The sequence below is a fragment of the Bittarella sp. HCP28S3_D9 genome, from assembly GCF_052065655.1.
GTDB classification, from domain to species: Bacteria; Bacillota; Clostridia; order Oscillospirales; family Ruminococcaceae; genus Bittarella; species Bittarella massiliensis.
In genome coordinates, this window is the sequence record NZ_JBQHTP010000010.1 from 78,994 (window position 1) to 96,375 (window position 17,382).

The following is a 17,382-nucleotide window of genomic DNA, read 5'->3' on the forward strand; positions in this document are numbered from 1 at the left end:
CGTTTTATGTGCTTTTTAGCCAGCTGTCCCTCCCCTGCCCGATCGGGAGGCCAAAAGGCGAACTACAGGTGCATCCGCCGCCGCCACTCCCGCTTCATGTTTTCCCCCTGGAAAATCAGGACCGCCGCCAGGGAGACCAGGCTGCATCCCACGCAGATGAGGGACGGGTAGAGCACCTGCACCCAACCCAGCAGGATGGAGATGACCGGCAGGATGCCGAAGAGGACGCTGATGAGCAGGTAGAAGAGAAAGTCCCCCACCACCAGCCGAAAGACCTTGGCGGTGACGGCGAGGGCCGCCATGGCCGCCACGCAGATGCTGGGGACCACGTAGTCCACCGACCAGCCGTGCCAGCCGGTAAAGAGATCCCACAGCAGGCAAAAGAGGATGGTGACCGCCACCTGCCAGAGGATGTTTTTGGGGATGTTGTTGCGCTTTCGCACGGCGATGAAGAGGAACACCCAGAGACAGCCGATCCCCCCCAGCACAAAGAGGGACCAGACCCCGCTCTGTGGCAGCAGGAGGTTGATCACCGCCGAGACGATGCCCAGCACCGCCGAGGCGAAGATCAGCAGTTTGAAGAAGAACTGAAAGCGGTTGTAGACGGTGGGGATGACCGGGAACACCTCTTCATAGGGCTCTCCCTCGTCCCGCAGGACGCTCTGGCAGAGGGGGCAGCGGGAGCGCTGCCCGGTGACGGAGACCTTGCACTGTTCGCAGTATTTCACGGGCGCACCTCCTCTTCTGGGCGGTTGGTGGTGATTTCGACGGGGATCCCCATCCCCGTGAGGAAGCGGAAAAAGTCCTTTTGCACATCGGTGTTGCGAAAGGCGGAGGAGAAGCTGAGGGTCAGGTCCTCCCCGAAAGAGCAGAGGCACAGTTGCAGGATATTGGTGCTCACAAAGACGTCGAAGAGGCGGATATACCGCTCACACCCCGCGGGCATGCTCACCTTGCCGATGTTGGAAATCGAAATGGTGTGGTCGTGCTCGGCGATGGCGCCGGCGATGCGCAGGATGATGTTTTTCAGCCCCAGGGGGACCACCCGCACCAGGGCGTTGTGCTCGATGGCCGAGTAGCCGTTCATCCGCTTGGCCAGGTTTTCGCGGGTCAGCAGCTGCTCAAACTGGCGCCGGACCGAGGCCATCACGCTCTCTAAATCCCCCGGGTCCCGGCCGAAGTGGTAGCCCACATTGATGGTGCAGAAGAAGTTGCGCGCCGTCTCCGAGGGGAAGTAGTTGCGCAGGTTGACCGGCACCGCCGCCACCACCGGGTGGCGCTTGCGCCGCAGCACGGCGTTTTTGTCCACCGCGCAGAGAAAGAGAGCGGTGAGGAGAACGGTCATGGTCACCCCCCGCTCCCGGGCGGCGGCCAACACCGCCTTCACCGGCAGCACCCCCTCGATGATCTGCATCCGCCCCTCGGGCAGGCGCACCCCCCGCAGCTTGTAGACCGGCTCGCTGCGCACCTTGTTTTTGGAGGAGGTGGTGTAGTACTTCTGAAAGCTGTCCTCCGCCAACTCGGAAAAAGAGGCCCCGTGCAGCGGGGTGGGCGGGGCGTCAAACCCCTCGGGGTGGCGCAGATAGAGGTAACGGCAGACCAGGGCGCGCAGGAATTGCAGGGCGCCGGTCCCGTCGGTGAGGGCGTGATAGACCTCCAGATTGATCCGCCGGCCGTAGTAGCTCACCTCAAAGAGGAGGCCGGGGTTGTTGGCGTCGTAGAGGTTGCTGCAGGGCAGCTCGCTCTCCAGCTGCACCAGGGGGCGCTGGCTGCTCTCTTTGAGGTAGTGCCAGAAAAAGCCCTGCCGCAGGGTGGAGCGAAAGATGGGGAAATCCTCAATGGTCTCGTCCAGCGCCCGCTGCAAGAGCGCCGGGTCCACCCCTTCGCGCAGCTCACAGGCAAAGCGAAAGACCTTGGTGTCCCGCTTGCTGCTGATAGAGGGAAATATCTTGGCCGCATTGTCCAGCGGCTCCCACGCGGCGTCGCGCTGTCTTGCCGTCATCAGGCCGGACCTTCTTTCAAAAAGCGATCGATGAGGCGGTGGCACTCGGCCACCTGCTCAAAGCTGGCGGGAAGGGAGAAAAAGCCGTGCAGCCCGTCGGTGGCGCGGTGCGCCTCCACCCGCACCCCCGCCTTGGCCAGGCGGCGGCCGTACTCCTCCCCCTCGTCGCGCAGGGGGTCGTACTGGGCGGTGATGAGCAGGGTCTCGGGCTGGCCGCTCAGATCCTCTGCCAGCAGGGGGGCGAAGTAGGGGTTTTGCAGGTCCTCCTCGCTGCCCTGGTAGAGCTCCATGTACTCCTGCACCCGCTTGGAGGTGAGCAGGTAGTCGCTGCCGTTCTCCCGGACGGAGGGAAAGGGCGAGTTCTCGGTGTGGTCGTTGTAGGTGGCCGGGTAGATGAGGATCTGCCGGGTGGGCATGAACTCCCCCCTGTCCTTTGCCATCAGGGAGACGGCCGCCGCCAGGTTGCCCCCGGCGCTGTCGCCGATGAGGGCGATGTCCTCCGCCCCCTCGGCAAAGACCCACTCGGGGTGCAAAAACACCTCCCTGGCCGCGGCGTAGCAGTCCTCCAGCGCGGCGGGGAACCGGTGCTCGGGGGCCAGCCGGTAGTCCACCGACATCACCAGGCGGTGGGTCTTGCGCGCCAAGTCGGTGCAGACCCGGTCGTAGCTGTCGATGTTGCCGGTGACCCAGCCGCCGCCGTGGAAAAAGAGGAGCGCCCCCTCGCTTCCGGGCAGTTCCGGGGTGTAGATGCGGGCGGGGATCTGGTGGTCCCCCACCTGGATCAGGTGGTCAAAGGTGGTGTAGAGGGGTTTTAGCAGGTGCAGGTTGGTCACATCCACCAGCCGCCGCTGCAGCTTGTAGTGCTTTTTGATGCTGATATCGGGGTAGGACAGGGCCTTGAGGGCCGCCCGCACCACGGGGTTGATGGCCATACAAATTCCCTCCTCTTTCTCTCGTGATAGCCCCCTCCACAGGGTCCTGTGCAAGGGCGGTCTGGCCGGGTGCGCGGCCCGGCAGCGAGGGACAGGGCCCGGCGGCCCTCTCCCCCTGCCCGTCCCCTGTCGCGGCGGCCGGCCGACAGCCGCGCAGGGCGGCAAACGGCACCTTCATCCGTCGGGGCGCCGCCCCCTTTTCCCGCGCAGTCAAAGGGGGGAACGGCCCCGCCGCAACAGGAGCTCTGCCGCTATTATACCACGCCGGCCGGCAGATTCCCATGCCCCCGCCCAAACTTCCCCCTTTTGACAAAAAAGCCGCCCCAGCCACAGAGAGCTGGAGCGGCCCCGCAAAACAGCGGAAAAGCCGATCTATCGGTCGGGATAATTGCCCAAAAAGGCGAGCCGCTCGACCTGCCCCTCCAGGGAGGAGAGAAGGGCCAGGGTCTTTTCCCCGCGGACGCTGCCCTCAAAGTCCAGGTAGAAGACAAATTCAAAGCGCCGGCCGGGGATGGGGCGGGACTCGATCTTGCAGAGGTTGAGCCCCGCGGCCGCAAACCGGGCGAGGAAGGAGAAGAGCGACCCCTTCCGGTGGGGGAGGACGGCCAGGATGCTGACCCGGTCCGCCTGGGGCAGGATCACCGGCTCCTTGGCCACGGCGATGAAGCGGGTGCGGTTGCCGCTGGCGTCCTCGATCCCCTGCTCCAAAACCTGCAGGTCATAGAGCTGGGCGCAGAGGGCGGAGGCGATGGCCGCCTTGGCGCAGTCCCCCTCCCCCTTCACGTACTTTGCGGCGGCCGCCGTGTTGGAAAAGGGGCTGCTCTCCCAGCCGGGGTGGGCCGCCAGGTAGTGCCGGCACTGGCCCAGCGCCTGGGGGTGGGAGTAGACCTGCCGCACCCCGTCGAGCGCTGCGCCCCGGGGCGCCAGCAGACAGTGCTCGATGGGGAGGGAGGTGGCGTCGACGATGAAAAATCGGTGTTCCCCCAAAAGGGTGTAGACGTCCAGCACCGAGCCGGCGGTGGAGTTCTCGATGGGCAGGACCCCCACGTCCACCCGGCCCTCTTCCACCGCCTCAAAGACATCGGCAAATTCGGGGTAGAAGGAGACCTGGCCGCCGGGGTAGAGGGTCCGGCAGGCCTGGTGGGTAAAGGCCCCCTCCACCCCGGGGCAGGCCACCCGGGGCGCGCTCCCCCACTGGGGGGCCTGGGGGGCGGCGGCAATCAGCCGCGCCAGCTCTCCCGCACCGGCCCCTCCCGGCCCGCAGCAGCCCAGCAGGGCGGTGTAGAGCTCTGCCGCCATCTCCCGGGCGGCGGCTGCGGAACTGCCGGTCTCTTCGGCCACCGCCCGGGCCAGGGCCTCGAGGGCCCCCTCGGCCGGCCTCACAGGGTCTTGCCGCAGAAGTCCACCGTGCGGCCGATCTCCCCCATCACCCCGTCAAACTGGTCGGGGGTGAGGGACTGCGCCCCGTCCGAGAGGGCGTGGCTGGGGTCGTTGTGCACCTCGATGATCAGGCCGTCGGCCCCGGCCACAATGGCGGCCTTGGAGAGGGGCTCCACCAGCCAGGTGATGCCGGTGGCATGGCTGGGGTCCACCACCACCGGCAGGTGGGAGACCCGCTTGAGGATGGGGACCGCCGAGATGTCGAGGGTGTTTCTGGTGTAGCTCTCAAAGGTGCGGATGCCCCGCTCGCAGAGGATGACGTTGTGGTTGCCCCCGGCCATGATGTACTCGGCGCTCATCAGCAGTTCCTCAATGGTGTTGGCCAGCCCCCGCTTGAGGAGGATGGGCTTGTCGCAGTGGCCCAGCTCCTTGAGCAGCTCGAAGTTCTGCATGTTGCGGGCCCCCACCTGGATCACGTCCACATCGGCAAAGAGGTCCAGGTGCGCCAGGCTCATGATCTCGGTGACGATGGGCAGCCCGGTGACCTGTCGGGCGCGGCGCAGCAAGTCCAGCCCCTCGGCCTTGAGCCCCTGGAAGGAGTAGGGCGAGGTGCGGGGCTTGAAGGCGCCCCCCCGCAGAGCGGTGGCCCCGGCGGCCTTGACCCGCCTTGCCACCTCGATGATCTGCTCCTCGCTCTCCACCGAGCAGGGGCCGGCAATCACCGAGAACTGGATGCCGCCAATGGTCCTGTCCCCGGCCACTGTGATCACCGTGTCGTCGGGGTGGAACTTGCGGTTGGCGTTTTTGTAGGGCTCCTGCACCCGCTTGACCGTCTCCACCACGTCTTTGGAGCTGACCAAATCGATGTCGATGGCGGAGGTGTCCCCCACCAGCCCCAAAATGGTGGTCTGCGCGCCGTACACCGCGCTCACCTGCACCTCTGCCTGCTGCTGGATCCAGTTGGTGAACTCCTCGATCTGGGTCTTGGTGACCCCCTGTTTCAAGATGACGACCATATCTCTTCCTCCCTATTTCTGCAAACAAAAACGCCCCTGGCAGGTTGCCAGAGGCGTTCACTGTTTAAAATTGCCCGAAAAGCCGGGACCTCTAAACGGTTCGCATCGCCTGACACACTGCCCGATCCACGCCAAAAAAGCCCGAGCTAAAAAAGAAGCCCAAGCTGCTAAAGCGGAAAAAGCGGTGTTCCCAATGCGCCATTTTGCCGTCCATCCTTTCGGTCTGTAGGTTTATGATACCCGCATCCTCCCGCTTTGTCAACCAAAACCTTCCGCTTTTTTGGGTGCAAAAAAGGGCAGGCCCCATTTCGGCCCGCCCTTTTTCTGCGATAACTATTTGACAAAGATGCCCTTGATGCGCTCCCAAAGGCCCTTTTTCTGGGTGTTCTCGGTGGCGAGGACCACCGGTTTTGCCTCCTCCTTCTCCTTGATCTCGCTGGTCTTGAGAAGGAATTTGGTGTTCACCTCGCTGCCCTCGGGGCTGCCGGAATAGCTGGTAAAGGCCTCCGACTGCTCGACGAGCAGGTCCTTGACCTCCAGCAGTTCGTCCAGGTCGCCGGTCAGGTCGCCCAGCTCACTGCACATAGGATCGATGCCGGTGGTCTTGTAGGCCTCCATCCCCTCGTTGAGCTCCCCCGTCTTGTCCCGCAGGGTATCCGCCGCCTCGGCCAACTGGGAGGAGGCGGCGCGGGCGTCCTCGGCCCCCCGCTGCAACTTGGAGGCCCCCTCGTTCAAGTCGTCGGCGCCCTGTTGCAGCCGGCCAACTCCGTCTTTGGCATCTTTTGCGCCCGCGGCGACCCCCTCCTGAAGGGCGGCCGCGCCGTCGCTGACGTCCTTGGCCCCGTCCCGCAGCTTCTTGCCGTACTCGGCCAGAGCCTTCTGGGTGGCGGCCAGCTCGGTCTTGGCGTCGCCAAACTCCTTGCCGACGGTGGCGAACACCCCGTCCACCGTCTTGCCCAGGGACTGGGCGGCGGTGCTGATGGACTGCAGGGTCTTGCCGTGGCTCTCCAGGTCGGTCTTCAACTGGTTAAACTGCTGCCACATCAGGGCCGCCGCCTCTTTTTCGGCCTGGGTGGCGGCAGGGTCGGCGTTCACCGCCGCCACGTAGGCGCCGATGGACTGGCCCAGGGCGGTCATGTCGCCCCCCAGGGTGACCTTCACCTCGGTGCCGGCCTGGGTCATCCCGTCGATCAGGGCCTGCTTGTCGGCGGCCACCTGGGTCTTGACCCCGTCGAGCTGGGTGCCCACCCCGTCGAGTTTTTCGGCCAGTTCGCCCACCTTGCCCTCGACCTGGGTGGTGTAGCCGTTCACCCCGGTCAACAGCTCCTGGCTGCCGGCGGCCAACTGAGCGGAGCCCTCGCGCAGCTGTCCCATCCCCAGGCCCAGCTTGCCGCCCAGCTCCTGCACCCCGCTCACCAGCAGGCCGGTGCCGTCCTTCAGCTCCCCGGCGCCGCTGCCCAATTCGGCGATCCCCTGGTCGAACTGCCCCATCTTGTCGGCGAAGAGACCGGTGGCGTCGGCCAGCTGGGAGGTGCCGTCAAAGAGCTGGTCGGTGGCGCTTTTCAGCGAGTCCAGCGCCTCGCTCACCTCGCCGGCGGAACTGGCCTCTTTCAGTTTTTCCAGGGGCAGCTCCCCGGTGGCCCCCAGCATGATGGAGCCCAGCTCAAAGTCGGTGGCGTCGGCCTGGATGGTGAACTGCTCCTGCATGGAAAAGCCCACCGTGTCCTCCACCAGGGAGGCGCTGTGCCCCAAACTCTCCTTTAAACCCGGGCTGGCCACAAAGGCGACGATCTGGTTTTGCCCCTCGGAGAGGACGCTCCCCCCCTCGCAGGTGACGTTCGAGAAGTGGTCGGTGGGCAGGTCGGCGACCCCGGCGACGATGAAGGGGGTGTAGATGGTCCGGCTCTCCCCGCCCACGGTGGCCTGGCGGGAGAGGTTGTTTTGCAGGGCGATGGTGATCTCCACCCGGCCGCTCTTCCCGGCCAGCTCCTGCGGGGAGATCTCCTCCCCGTCCAGCTTGTAGCTGATGGCGGCCGTGACCGGCGGGGTCTTATCGCTGGTGCCGGTGTAGTAGGCGTCGTTCCCGTCCATATCCCAGGTGAGGACACCGCCGTCGAGCTGGGGGGCGGCCGCATTCTTGACGTTGCGGATGTTCTGCAGGGCGACCTCCTCCCGCACCGAGCGGATGCCCCCGTCGCTGTGGACCCAACTGCTCACCGTCTGGCTGGTGACGGTGCCGTCGGGGTTCAAAAAGACGTAGACCGTCTCGTCCTTGGTGGTGCCGTCGGCGGCAAAGGCGGGGACCGCGGGCAGCAGGAGCGCTGCCGAAAGGGCGATACAAGCGGATTTTTTCAGCACATGAGACGTTTTCATACCGTGATTCCTCCCACTACAATTCCTGGTATTCGGGCTCTTTTTTGCGCCCTTTCAGCAGCTTGGCGGCCTTTCTCCAGCCGATGGTCGTCTTGGCGATCAGCGGCTCGCAGAGGATGAGGAGGGCCGGCAGCACGAAGATGATGGAGAGCATGCTGATGATGGCGCCGCGGGCCATCAGCCCGCAGAGGCTCTTGATGAGGTCCATCTTGGAGATGATGGCGACGCCGATGTTGGCGGCAAAGAAGCTCAGGCCGCTGGTGATGATCGAGGGCGAACACTTCTGCACCGTGACGCGGATGGCGTCCATCTTCTCCCGCCCCGCCTGCAACTCCTCGCGAAAGCGGGTGGTGGTGAGGATGGCGTAGTCCACCGTGGCCCCCAGCTGGATGGTGCCGATGACGATCCCCGCCACAAAGGGGAGGGTGGTCCCGGTGAAGAAGGGGATGCCCATGTTGATGGAGATGGCAAACTCGATGGCCAGCACCAGCAGGAAGGGGATGCTCGCCGAGCGGAAGCAGACGGCGATGATGATGAAGATGGCCGCAATGGAGGCGATGTTGACATTTCTAAAGTCCACCGCCGCCACCTCGATGAGGTCTTTGGTCATGGCCCCCTCCCCCGCCACCACGGCGGTGGGGTCGTAGGCCTTGACGATCTCGTTGATTTGGTCGATCTGGCGGTTTTCCTCGTCGCTGGCGGCCTTGTAGACCGAGTTGACCATCATCAGCTTTTTGCCCCCGGCGTCGATCTGGTCGCGCAGCTCGTCGGGGACGATGTCGTCGGGGATCCGCCCGCCCACGTACTTGTCGTAGGAGATGACCAGGTCCACCCCGTCGAGCCCCTCGATGCGGTCGCTGATCTCCTTGAGGCGGTAGCTGTCCAGCTTGTCGTCCACCAGCACAAAGTGGGTGGTGGTCATATTGAAGTCGTTTTTGAGCTTGTTGGTGCCCACGATGGAGGGCAGGTCCTGGGGCAGGGTCTCGTCCAGGGCGTAGTACTGGTCGGTGTTGGCCTGGGCAATGGCAAAGGGGACAAAGAGGGCCACAAAGGCCACCAAAATGCCCTTGTAGTGCTTGCAGATAAAGGAGGGCACCCGCTCCAACTCGTGGATGAGCACCGGGTGGGTGTGCCTGTCGATCGCCCTGTCGAAAAAGAGGATGAGGGCGGGCAGGATGGTGACGGTGCAGATGACCCCCAGCAGCACCCCCTTGGCCATGACGATGCCGATGTCCCGCCCCAGCGTCAGGCGCATGGTGCACAGCGCCAGAAAGCCGGCGATGGTGGTGATGGAGCTGCCCGCGATGGAGGTGAGGGTGGCGCTGATGGCCTTGACCATGGCCTCCTCCTTGTCGGGGCAGCGCTGCTTCTCCTCCTCAAAGCGGTGGAGGAGGAAGATGGAGAAATCCATGGTCACCCCCAGCTGCAGCACCGCCGCCAGGGCCTTGGTGATGTAGGAGATCTGCCCCAAAAAGATGTTGGTGCCGAAATTGTAGAGGATGGGGAAGAGGATGCCCAGCAGGAAGATGAAGGGCACCACGGTGGATTCCAGCCCCAGCCAGAGGACCGCCATGCACAAAAGCACCGCCACCAGAACGTAGAGGGGGGTCTCCTGGTCGGCCAGGGCCTTGGTGTCCTGCACAATGGCGGCCATGCCGCCCAAAAAGCACTGCTCCCCGGTCACCGACTTGATCTGCTCAATGGCCTTCAGGGTCCCCTCCGCGGCCATGGGCTCGTCGAAGCTGATGATCATCATGGTGCCGCTGTCGCTGTAAAAGACGCTCCTCACATCCTCCGGCAGCATCTCCCGGGGCACCCCGTTGTCGAAGATGTCGTCGGCCCAGAGGACCTGGCGCACCCCCGGGACCGCAGCCACCTTCTCCTTGAGCTGCGACACCTGGTAGTCCTCCATCCCGTCCACCACCAGCATGGCGGTGGAGGCCATGTGAAAGTCGTCTTCCAGCATGTTCTGGCCGATCATCGAGTCCAGGTCGGCCGGAAGGTAGGTGAGTATGTCGTAGTTGACAAAGGTCTTGACAAAGCCGATGGCCGACGGAATGAGCAGGGCCACGGCCAGGATCAAAATGGCAATTCGCTTTTTGACGACAAAGCGAGCCGCTTTCTCCTTCATACTTTCATCCCCAATTGCAAAGTTTAGTTTCGGATCATCTTTCGGACCGTCTCAAAGAGCATGGGCTTGAGTTCGTCGATCGGCCCCAGCTGACCCAGGACAAGGGAGGAGTAGCAGACGGCCCCCACCAGTTCAACCACCATGAAGATGAGCTGAAAGGCGGCCTTGCGGTCGTACCCGCGGCCCTCCAACTGCTCCAGATAGTAGCTCAAGAGCTCGGCGAACTCCTGGTCGACGCCCTCGCTGCTCCCCTTCGCCACCTGGTCGCCCACCATGCTCCAGGAGAGGTTTTTGTTGATGACCTTCAGGTCGTTGGGCCGCTCTTTGAACAGCTCGATGACGTAGTCGATGAGGACGATCACCCGCTCCACCCAGTCGTCGAGCTGTTTGAACCGGCTCTCCTGCATGGCCTCTTTAAAGATCCGGCTGCTGCACTTGAAGATCACCTGGTTGAGCAGGGCCTCTTTGTCGGGGAAATAGAGGTAAAACGTCCCCTTGGCGACCCCCGCCCGGCGGGCGATCTGGTCGATGGAGGTCTCGCTGAATCCCTGCTCGCTGAACAGGTCGTAGGCCGCCTGCTCCAACCTCTCTTTTTTCTGCTTTTTCTTGTCCTGGATCTTGTCTACCAGCACTTCTTTCGCCTCTCTTTCTGCCGCTGAATCAAAAATGACGATTGGTCACTTTTCTTACAGTTGCTATTGTATGCACGAAATGACCAAAAGTCAACCTCATAAACTGACGATTGGTCATTTTCGTGATTTTATCAAATATGCCATATTTTCTCGCGCCTGTTTTGTGCAGATTTCTCTGCCAAAATGCCGGTTTTCAGCCCAAAAATGTGACTGCAGGGCGGCGGAGCCCAGGGCGCTCCTCCCCTGAACGGGCGGAGGACCGCCCTGCCAAAACGCGCAAAAGCGCCGTATGGCGGCAATTTGGCAGTTGGAGGAGCCATAGCCCGCTCGCAGCGAAAAGCGACGGTGGCTCTAGCCCATCATCGGAAAGCGCCGCCCCCTCTCGCCCACAGGAATGGCAGCTCCCGCCCATCAGGGAGTGCCGCTCCCCCGGCCCCACTGCACTACAGCGAAGCGATGGCCTCTCCCTGTCTTCAGAGAGCGCTGTTTCCCCCCTCTTCCCCCATCCGGCGCGACAAAAAAGCGTTTCACAAAAACGCCCGCGCACCAAAGGCGCGAGGGCGAAACAAAAATGGGCAGAAAAAAACAGTCCGTCGAAACGGACTGTACAAAAATGGTGGAGACGGAGGGACTCGAACCCACGACCTTTCGGATGTGAACCGAACACTCTAACCAGCTGAGCTACGCCTCCATATTTTTTTGTAAAGGAATCAAGCGGCAAATTGCGGCTGATCCAGGTGGTGGAGACAGTGGGAATCGAACCCATGACCTATACGTTGCGAACGTATCGCTCTACCAACTGAGCTATGCCCCCAAATGGATTTGAAAGGCGGCAAAGCACGGGAAGCAACCCGGCAGCACCGCGACTGCAAGAGATATTATATCACAATGGGATAAAAATGCAACCCCTTTTTTTCCTTTTGCGCAAAAAATCCTCCCCTACAAGAGGGGCTCTACCTCCCGCGGCTCCACCACGGTGGAGAGGACGATCTGGGTCTGGGTCTTCCCGTAGCGCTGCAGCGACTCGACAAAGGAATCCACCTGGCCGGTGGTGGCAAAACAGGCCTTGAGGAGCATCGAGTAGGTGCCCGCCACATGGTAGCACTCGGTCACGTTGGAACAGCCCTTGACGAATTGGGCAAAGGCGGGCTGATGCTTGGGGAGGATGGCGATGTTGATGAGGGCGGTGATGGCGTAGCCCAACCGCTGGGGGTCCACCAGCGCCCGATAGCCGGTGATGACCCCCCGCTGCTCCATCCGCTCGATGCGGGCCGACACCGCCGGCGGGGAGAGGAAGACCGCCGCCGCGATCTTTTTGAGGGGGGTGCGGGCGTCTCTCTCCAAAATCTCCAAAATCTGTCTGTCAATGGTGTCCACCGATCGTGCCTCCCCCACTTGCCCCCTCCCGGCAACTGCGGAAGGGGGCTTTTTCCCTTTTATTATACCGGCCTCCCCCGCCCTTTGGCAAGTGAAAAAAACGGCGGCTGACAACTCCTTCACAAAGGTGAAGAAAAGAAGGTCGAAGCCCCCTTTGCCTTTTCTTTTTTTCGCCGCGCCCCCCATTTTGATGGCTTTGTTTTCCATTGCCCGCAAACCCTTTACCCCCGCCCGACCCCGCCGTATACTGAAGGCGAAGTGAGGGGTCAACGCCCCGCAGCAGCAAGGTCGAAGCGGACCGCCAAACGCCGCCCGCCGCCCTTTATAAGGAGGAAGCCCTTATGAATACCCGCACCGAATCCGATTCCATCGGCACCCTGCAGGTGCCCGCCGACGCCTACTACGGCGTGCAGTCCCTGCGGGCCAGGCAGAATTTCCCCATCACCGGCCAGCGGATGCACACCCGCTTTATCCACAGCCTGGCGCAGATCAAAAAGGCTGCCGCCCTGACCAACTGCGCCGCCGGCAAGCTGGACCAGCGCCGCTGTGACGCCATCTGCAGCGCCTGTGACGACGTGTTGGCCGACCGGCTGATGGACAGCTTCATCGTCGACCCCATCCAGGGCGGCGCCGGCACCTCCGCCAACATGAACGCCAACGAGGTCATCGCCAACCGGGCCATCGAACTGCTGGGCGGGACCAAGGGCGACTACTCGGTGGTCCACCCCAACGACCACGTCAACATGGCCCAGTCCACCAACGACGTCTACCCCACTGCCGGCAAGATGACCGCCCTCGCCCTGCTGCCCGAGGTGCTGGGCGAGCTCGACCGGCTGGCCGCCACCCTACGGGGCAAGGCCAGGGAGTACGACGACGTGGTGAAGATGGGCCGCACCCAGCTGCAGGACGCGGTGCCCATCCGCCTGGGCCAGTCCTTCGGGGCCTACGCCAGCGCGGTGGAGCGGGCGGCCGCCCGGCTGCGCCGGGCCGAGTCGGAGCTGGAGACCATCAACATGGCCGCCACCGCCATCGGCACCGCCGTCAACACCACCCGCTACTACCGCGAGCACATCGTCCCCACCCTGGCAGAGGTCAGCGGCCTGCGCCTGACCCAGGCGGAGGACCTGATCGACGGCACCCAGAACATCGACTGCTTCGTGGCCGTCTCGGGCGCCCTCAAGGCCTGCGCCGTCACCCTCTCGAAGATGGCAAACGACCTGCGGCTCCTCTCCAGCGGGCCCTGCACCGGGCTGGGGGAGATCTCCCTCCCCGCCAAGCAAAACGGCTCCTCCATCATGCCGGGAAAGGTCAACCCGGTCATCCCCGAGGTGGTGACCCAGGTGGCCTTCCTCATCGCCGGGGGGGACGGCACCATCACCATGGCCGCTGAGGCCGGCCAGCTGGAACTCAACGCCTTTGAGCCGGTGGTCTTCTTCACCCTCTTTTTGGAGCTGGATTCCCTGCGGGAAGCTGTGCGCACCTTCACCGACAACTGCGTCAGCGGCATCACCGCCAACCGCGAGCGCTGCCGCCAGCTGGTGGAGGAGAGCGTGGGCATCGTCACCGCCCTCTGCCCCGCCATCGGCTACCAGCGGGCCGCCAGCCTCGCCAAAGAGGCCCTCAAAGTCCACCAGCCGGTGCGCAAACTGGCGGAGGAAGAGCACCTGCTGGACGAAAAGTCCCTGGAGGAGCTGCTCGACCCCCTCTCCATGACCACCCCCGGGGACTGATGGGAAAAGAGGGTGCATCCCGCGCGCGAGTGCGGTATACTTGAAGAAGAGAAAACAAGGCCGCCCCCTTTCGGGGCGCATACAGAGGAGGAGACAAGCGGTGAATTACTTTGAAGAGTCGCTGAAGGCCCACGAGAGATATAAGGGCAAACTGTCGGTGGTGTCCAAGATGAAGATCGAGAACAAGGACGATTTGAGCATCGCCTATACCCCCGGCGTCGCCCAGCCCTGTATCGAGATCCACAAGGACCCGGAAAACGTCTACCGTTACACCAGCAAGGGCAACTTCGTGGCCGTGGTCACCGACGGCTCGGCCGTTCTGGGGCTGGGCAACATCGGCGCGGCCGCCGCCATCCCGGTGATGGAGGGAAAGTGCGCCCTCTTTAAGGAGTTTGCCGACGTCGACGCCATCCCCATCTGCATCGACAGCCAGGACGACGACGTGATCGTGGAGACGGTCCGCCACATCGCCCCCACCCTGGGCGGCATCAATCTGGAGGACATTGCCGCCCCCCGCTGCTTTGCCATCGAAAAGCGGCTGCAGGAGGAGCTGGACATCCCCGTCTTCCACGACGACCAGCACGGCACCGCCATCGTCGTCTGCTCGGCCCTCATCAACGCCCTCAAGGTGGTGGGAAAAGAGCTGGGTGAAGTCAAGGTGGTGGTCAACGGCGCGGGCGCTGCCGGCACCGCCATCTCCCGGATGCTGATGGACATCGGCATCCGCCATCTGACCGTCTGCGACCGCTTCGGCATCCTCAACCGGCAGGAGCCGGAGAAACTCAACCCCAGCATGCTGGCGCTGGCCCAGCTGACCAATGAGGAGTGCCTGAGCGGCACCCTGGCCGACGCCCTGAAGGGGGCCGACGTCTTTGTGGGGGTCTCCGCCCCCGGCATCGTCAGCCGGGAGATGGTGGCCTCCATGGCCAAAGACGCCATCGTCTTCCCCATGGCCAACCCCAACCCCGAAATCACCCCCGACGAGGCCAAGGCCGGCGGGGCGCGAATTGTGGGCACCGGCCGCAGCGACTACCCCAACCAGATTAACAATGTGCTGGCCTTCCCCGGCCTCTTCCGGGGGGCGCTGGACGCCCGCGCTGCCCGCATCACCGAGGGGATGAAGGTGGCCGCCGCCTTCGCCATCGCCTCCCTGATCCCCGAGGATGAGCGGGGAGAGGAGAACATCATCCCCAGCCCCTTCTGCAAGGAGGTGGCCCCCGCCGTCGCCAAAGCCGTGCGGGAGGCATGGGAAAAAGAAAACCGCTGATTTTCCCTCTTTTTAAAAGAACCCCCTCCCTTTTATGCCCGGGCCGCCAGCCCGGGCATTTTTCTGTCCCGCCGGCGGGCCACCTTTCCTTTTGTCGGCACATAGGATACCGCGACCACATCTGTGAAAGCGAGGTTTTATCTTATGTGCAACCGCAATTGTTCATCTCCCTGTCCCAGCTGTCCGCCGCCCCGGCCGACTTGCTGCTGCCCTGGACCCACTGGGCCGCAGGGGCCGCGGGGTTGCCCTGGACCCGCCGGGCCCAGGGGTCCACAGGGCGCAACCGGTCCTATCGGGCCACAGGGGCCCATGGGGTGGCCCGGCGATACCGGACCCATGGGCCTGCCGGGCAAAACTGGCGCCACCGGGCCGATGGGGCCGTGGGGTTGTCCCGGACCCACCGGCCCACAGGGGCCGAGAGGGTGCCCCGGGTCCACCGGCCCGCAGGGACCGAGAGGATGCCCCGGACCCACCGGGCCGCAGGGACCACAGGGACATCCCGGGCCCACCGGTCCACAGGGGCCACAGGGACATCCCGGGCCCACCGGCCCACAGGGACCGAGAGGATGCCCCGGGCCCACCGGCCCACAGGGACCGAGAGGATGCCCCGGGCCCACCGGCCCACAGGGACCGAGAGGATGTCCCGGGCCCACCGGCCCGCAGGGGCCACAGGGACACCCCGGACCCACCGGCCCGCAGGGGCCACAGGGACATCCCGGACCCACCGGGCCGCAGGGACCACAGGGACATCCCGGGCCCACTGGCCCACAGGGGCCGCGGGGCTGTGCTGGACCCACCGGGCCGAGGGGCCCACAGGGCGCTACCGGTGCCACCGGCCCCGTTGGGCCACAGGGACCCATGGGGTGGCCCGGCGACACCGGGCCGATGGGTCTGCCGGGCAAAACCGGCGCTACCGGGCCACAGGGGCCCATGGGAATACGGGGTGCTACCGGGCCGCAGGGTGCAACTGGGCCGCAAGGGCCGATGGGGTTGCCCGGCGACGATGGGCCGAGGGGCGCCACCGGCGCTACCGGGCCACAGGGGCCTATGGGAATACGGGGTGCAACCGGCCCCACCGGGCCAAGAGGTGCTACCGGCGCCACCGGGCCGCAGGGAGAACCGGGTGCCACCGGCCCTGTGCCCGACCGCTCTTATGCCTTCTTCTACCAAAACGGCACCCTTCATGTCAGCGGCCTGTACGGTGGGCTGCCCATTGAAGGGGAAGGCCCCCGCACAGAGGATATTTTCTCCGATTACGGGATCTTCCACATCCTTCGCCCCGGCGTCTACTGGCTCAATTTCAACCTCAACCTCCCGCGCGCCTCTGCGCTGCGCACCCGCTTTACCCTGCAGCTCAACGGGACCGACCTGCCCGGCACCTTCCTGCGCATTGAAAAGGAGGCCGGCGAGCCGGGCTTCTACGCCATGCAGGCGCTCATCCGCCTGGAGAGCGCTTCCAGCTTCCGCCTCTCCTCCTCCAACACCTTCACCGTCTCCTCCGCCGATCCCGACGACACCCTCGCCACCCTGATCATCCACCAGGTGGAATGACCCCCTGCCACCGGGCGCTCTTTCGTGTTATAATGGCAGCGGGCTTTTCCAATCGACCCAAACGGGTCAAACAGAAAGGATGTCTGCCATGCTGCGCCAGCTCACCCCTCACGTCTTTGTGATGAAACACAACCACGACACCGACCGCCCTGCCCTGGGTCTCATTGCCGGGAAAACCGCCTCTCTGGTGGTGGACGGCGGCAACTCCCCCGCCCACGCCCGCACCTTTTTACAGGGCATTTCGGCCCTTGGCGTGGCGGCCCCGCGCTATCTGGCCCTCACCCACTGGCACTGGGACCACGTCTTCGGCGCGCCGGAGATGGGCCTCACCACCCTGGCCAACCGGCGCACCCAGCCCCACCTTCTGCAAATGGCCGGCTACACCTGGGACGACGACGCCCTGGCGCGCCGCGTCGCCCAGGGCGAGGAGATCGCCTTCTGCGCCGAGAACATCAAAAGGGAATTTGGCGCGCAGCGCGCCATCGCCGTGCAGGGGGCCGACATCCTGTTTGACCAGACCCTGACGGTGGAGCTGGGCGGCCTCACCTGCCAACTGATCCACCTGGGCGGGGAACACAGCGAGGACAGCACCGTTGTCTACTGCCCCCAGGAGGGGGTCCTCTTTCTCGGGGACGGCCTCTGCCAGGAGATGTTTCACGGGGAGTGGAGCTACGACCTGGCCGACTACCGCGCCCGGATCGACAAAATCAAGGACCTGCCCTGCCGCTTTTACGTCAACTCCCACTGGGACGTGCAGGACGCCGACGAATTCACCGCCTATTACCGGCGGCTCATCGCCCTCGGCGAGCTGGCGGGCGAAAGCACCGACCCAGCCGACGCCCTCGGCCGCTATCGCCGCGCCCACGGATGCGACCCGGACGAGGAGACGGAGGGGGACCTCCTCTCCTTTGTCCACGGCAACCGCAAGCGGCAGGCGGCCAAAAAAGGCAGTCAGCAATAAAGAGAAGGGGGGGGCCCCGGGGGGGGGGCG

Annotated in this window: 14 protein-coding genes and 2 tRNA genes; 5 read left to right on the forward strand and 11 right to left on the reverse strand. The window is 64.4% G+C overall.

Annotated features, from left to right (window positions below; genetic code table 11):
• Positions 1-62: 62 nt before the first annotated feature.
• The 5 genes from ACTNAU_RS07155 to aroF all read right to left on the reverse strand — a co-directional run bounded on the left by ACTNAU_RS07155 (position 63) and on the right by aroF (position 5,330).
• Entirely contained in the window at positions 63-728 is a 666-nt protein-coding gene (locus ACTNAU_RS07155) for a DUF6320 domain-containing protein (protein WP_185915241.1), read from the reverse strand.
• A complete protein-coding gene (locus ACTNAU_RS07160) occupies positions 725-2,002 on the reverse strand; it encodes a hypothetical protein (protein ID WP_185915242.1) in 1,278 nt (425 codons plus the stop codon). The genes ACTNAU_RS07155 and ACTNAU_RS07160 overlap by 4 nt, the downstream gene beginning before the upstream one ends.
• On the reverse strand, positions 2,002-2,934 hold the full coding sequence (locus ACTNAU_RS07165) for an alpha/beta hydrolase (RefSeq protein WP_185915243.1): 933 nt from the start codon (positions 2,932-2,934) through the stop codon (positions 2,002-2,004). Before ACTNAU_RS07165 ends, ACTNAU_RS07160 begins: the two co-directional genes overlap by 1 nt.
• Before the next feature lie 372 nt (positions 2,935-3,306).
• Positions 3,307-4,317, reverse strand: a complete 1,011-nt coding sequence (locus ACTNAU_RS07170) for a prephenate dehydratase (protein WP_441097993.1) — start codon at positions 4,315-4,317, stop codon at positions 3,307-3,309.
• Complete coding sequence (gene aroF / locus ACTNAU_RS07175; RefSeq protein WP_441097994.1) at positions 4,314-5,330, reverse strand: 3-deoxy-7-phosphoheptulonate synthase; 1,017 nt, start codon at positions 5,328-5,330, stop codon at positions 4,314-4,316. The genes ACTNAU_RS07170 and aroF overlap by 4 nt, the downstream gene beginning before the upstream one ends.
• On the opposite strand from aroF, the gene ACTNAU_RS07180 reads away from it, so the two are divergent.
• Positions 5,320-5,559: a hypothetical protein gene (locus tag ACTNAU_RS07180; protein WP_441097995.1), complete on the forward strand. Its 240-nt coding sequence runs from the start codon at positions 5,320-5,322 to the stop codon at positions 5,557-5,559. The genes aroF and ACTNAU_RS07180 overlap by 11 nt on opposite strands.
• A gap of 104 nt (positions 5,560-5,663) precedes the next feature.
• On the opposite strand, the gene ACTNAU_RS07185 is transcribed toward ACTNAU_RS07180, so the two are convergent.
• From ACTNAU_RS07185 to ACTNAU_RS07210, 6 genes are all read right to left on the reverse strand, one after another.
• Positions 5,664-7,703, reverse strand: a complete 2,040-nt coding sequence (locus tag ACTNAU_RS07185) for a hypothetical protein (RefSeq protein WP_441097996.1) — start codon at positions 7,701-7,703, stop codon at positions 5,664-5,666.
• 16 nt (positions 7,704-7,719) lie between these two features.
• Positions 7,720-9,834 (reverse strand): efflux RND transporter permease subunit, encoded by a 2,115-nt coding sequence (locus ACTNAU_RS07190; RefSeq protein ID WP_185915247.1) that lies wholly within the window; start codon positions 9,832-9,834, stop codon positions 7,720-7,722.
• A 23-nt stretch (positions 9,835-9,857) separates the two neighbouring features.
• On the reverse strand, positions 9,858-10,466 hold the full coding sequence (locus tag ACTNAU_RS07195) for a TetR/AcrR family transcriptional regulator (protein WP_185915248.1): 609 nt from the start codon (positions 10,464-10,466) through the stop codon (positions 9,858-9,860).
• Between the two features lie 614 nt (positions 10,467-11,080).
• Positions 11,081-11,157 (reverse strand) — tRNA-Val (locus ACTNAU_RS07200).
• A 47-nt stretch (positions 11,158-11,204) separates the two neighbouring features.
• Positions 11,205-11,280: transfer RNA gene (locus ACTNAU_RS07205), tRNA-Ala, on the reverse strand.
• Positions 11,281-11,405: 125 nt separating this feature from the next.
• Complete coding sequence (locus ACTNAU_RS07210) at positions 11,406-11,843, reverse strand: Lrp/AsnC family transcriptional regulator (RefSeq protein WP_185915249.1); 438 nt, start codon at positions 11,841-11,843, stop codon at positions 11,406-11,408.
• A gap of 341 nt (positions 11,844-12,184) precedes the next feature.
• Here ACTNAU_RS07210 and ACTNAU_RS07215 point away from each other — a divergent pair, with 341 nt between their 5' ends.
• From ACTNAU_RS07215 to ACTNAU_RS07230, 4 genes are all read left to right on the forward strand, one after another.
• Positions 12,185-13,573 (forward strand): aspartate ammonia-lyase, encoded by a 1,389-nt coding sequence (locus ACTNAU_RS07215; protein WP_216401178.1) that lies wholly within the window; start codon positions 12,185-12,187, stop codon positions 13,571-13,573.
• A 100-nt stretch (positions 13,574-13,673) separates the two neighbouring features.
• Positions 13,674-14,840 (forward strand): NAD(P)-dependent malic enzyme, encoded by a 1,167-nt coding sequence (locus ACTNAU_RS07220; protein WP_185915251.1) that lies wholly within the window; start codon positions 13,674-13,676, stop codon positions 14,838-14,840.
• A gap of 1,137 nt (positions 14,841-15,977) precedes the next feature.
• The gene (locus tag ACTNAU_RS07225) at positions 15,978-16,391 is read left to right on the forward strand and encodes a hypothetical protein (protein ID WP_441097997.1); all 414 of its coding nucleotides are present in this window, start codon (positions 15,978-15,980) and stop codon (positions 16,389-16,391) included.
• Between the two features lie 88 nt (positions 16,392-16,479).
• Positions 16,480-17,352 carry an MBL fold metallo-hydrolase gene (locus ACTNAU_RS07230; protein ID WP_441097998.1) on the forward strand — a complete coding sequence of 291 codons (873 nt, stop codon included), beginning with the start codon at positions 16,480-16,482 and terminating at the stop codon, positions 17,350-17,352.
• Positions 17,353-17,382: the final 30 nt, after the last annotated feature.

Bases quoted from the DNA above. Each gene is read 5' to 3' on its own strand.
- ACTNAU_RS07160 (WP_185915242.1), bottom strand. From the start codon at position 2,002: ATGACGGCAAGACAGCGCGACGCCGCGTGGGAGCCGCTGGACAATGCG.
- ACTNAU_RS07165 (WP_185915243.1), bottom strand. From the start codon at position 2,934: ATGGCCATCAACCCCGTGGTGCGGGCGGCCCTCAAGGCCCTGTCCTAC.
- ACTNAU_RS07180 (WP_441097995.1), top strand. From the start codon at position 5,320: ATGACGACCATATCTCTTCCTCCCTATTTCTGCAAACAAAAACGCCCC.
- aroF (WP_441097994.1), bottom strand. From the start codon at position 5,330: ATGGTCGTCATCTTGAAACAGGGGGTCACCAAGACCCAGATCGAGGAG.
- ACTNAU_RS07185 (WP_441097996.1), bottom strand. From the start codon at position 7,703: ATGAAAACGTCTCATGTGCTGAAAAAATCCGCTTGTATCGCCCTTTCG.
- ACTNAU_RS07190 (WP_185915247.1), bottom strand. From the start codon at position 9,834: ATGAAGGAGAAAGCGGCTCGCTTTGTCGTCAAAAAGCGAATTGCCATT.
- ACTNAU_RS07215 (WP_216401178.1), top strand. From the start codon at position 12,185: ATGAATACCCGCACCGAATCCGATTCCATCGGCACCCTGCAGGTGCCC.
- ACTNAU_RS07230 (WP_441097998.1), top strand. From the start codon at position 16,480: ATGCTGCGCCAGCTCACCCCTCACGTCTTTGTGATGAAACACAACCAC.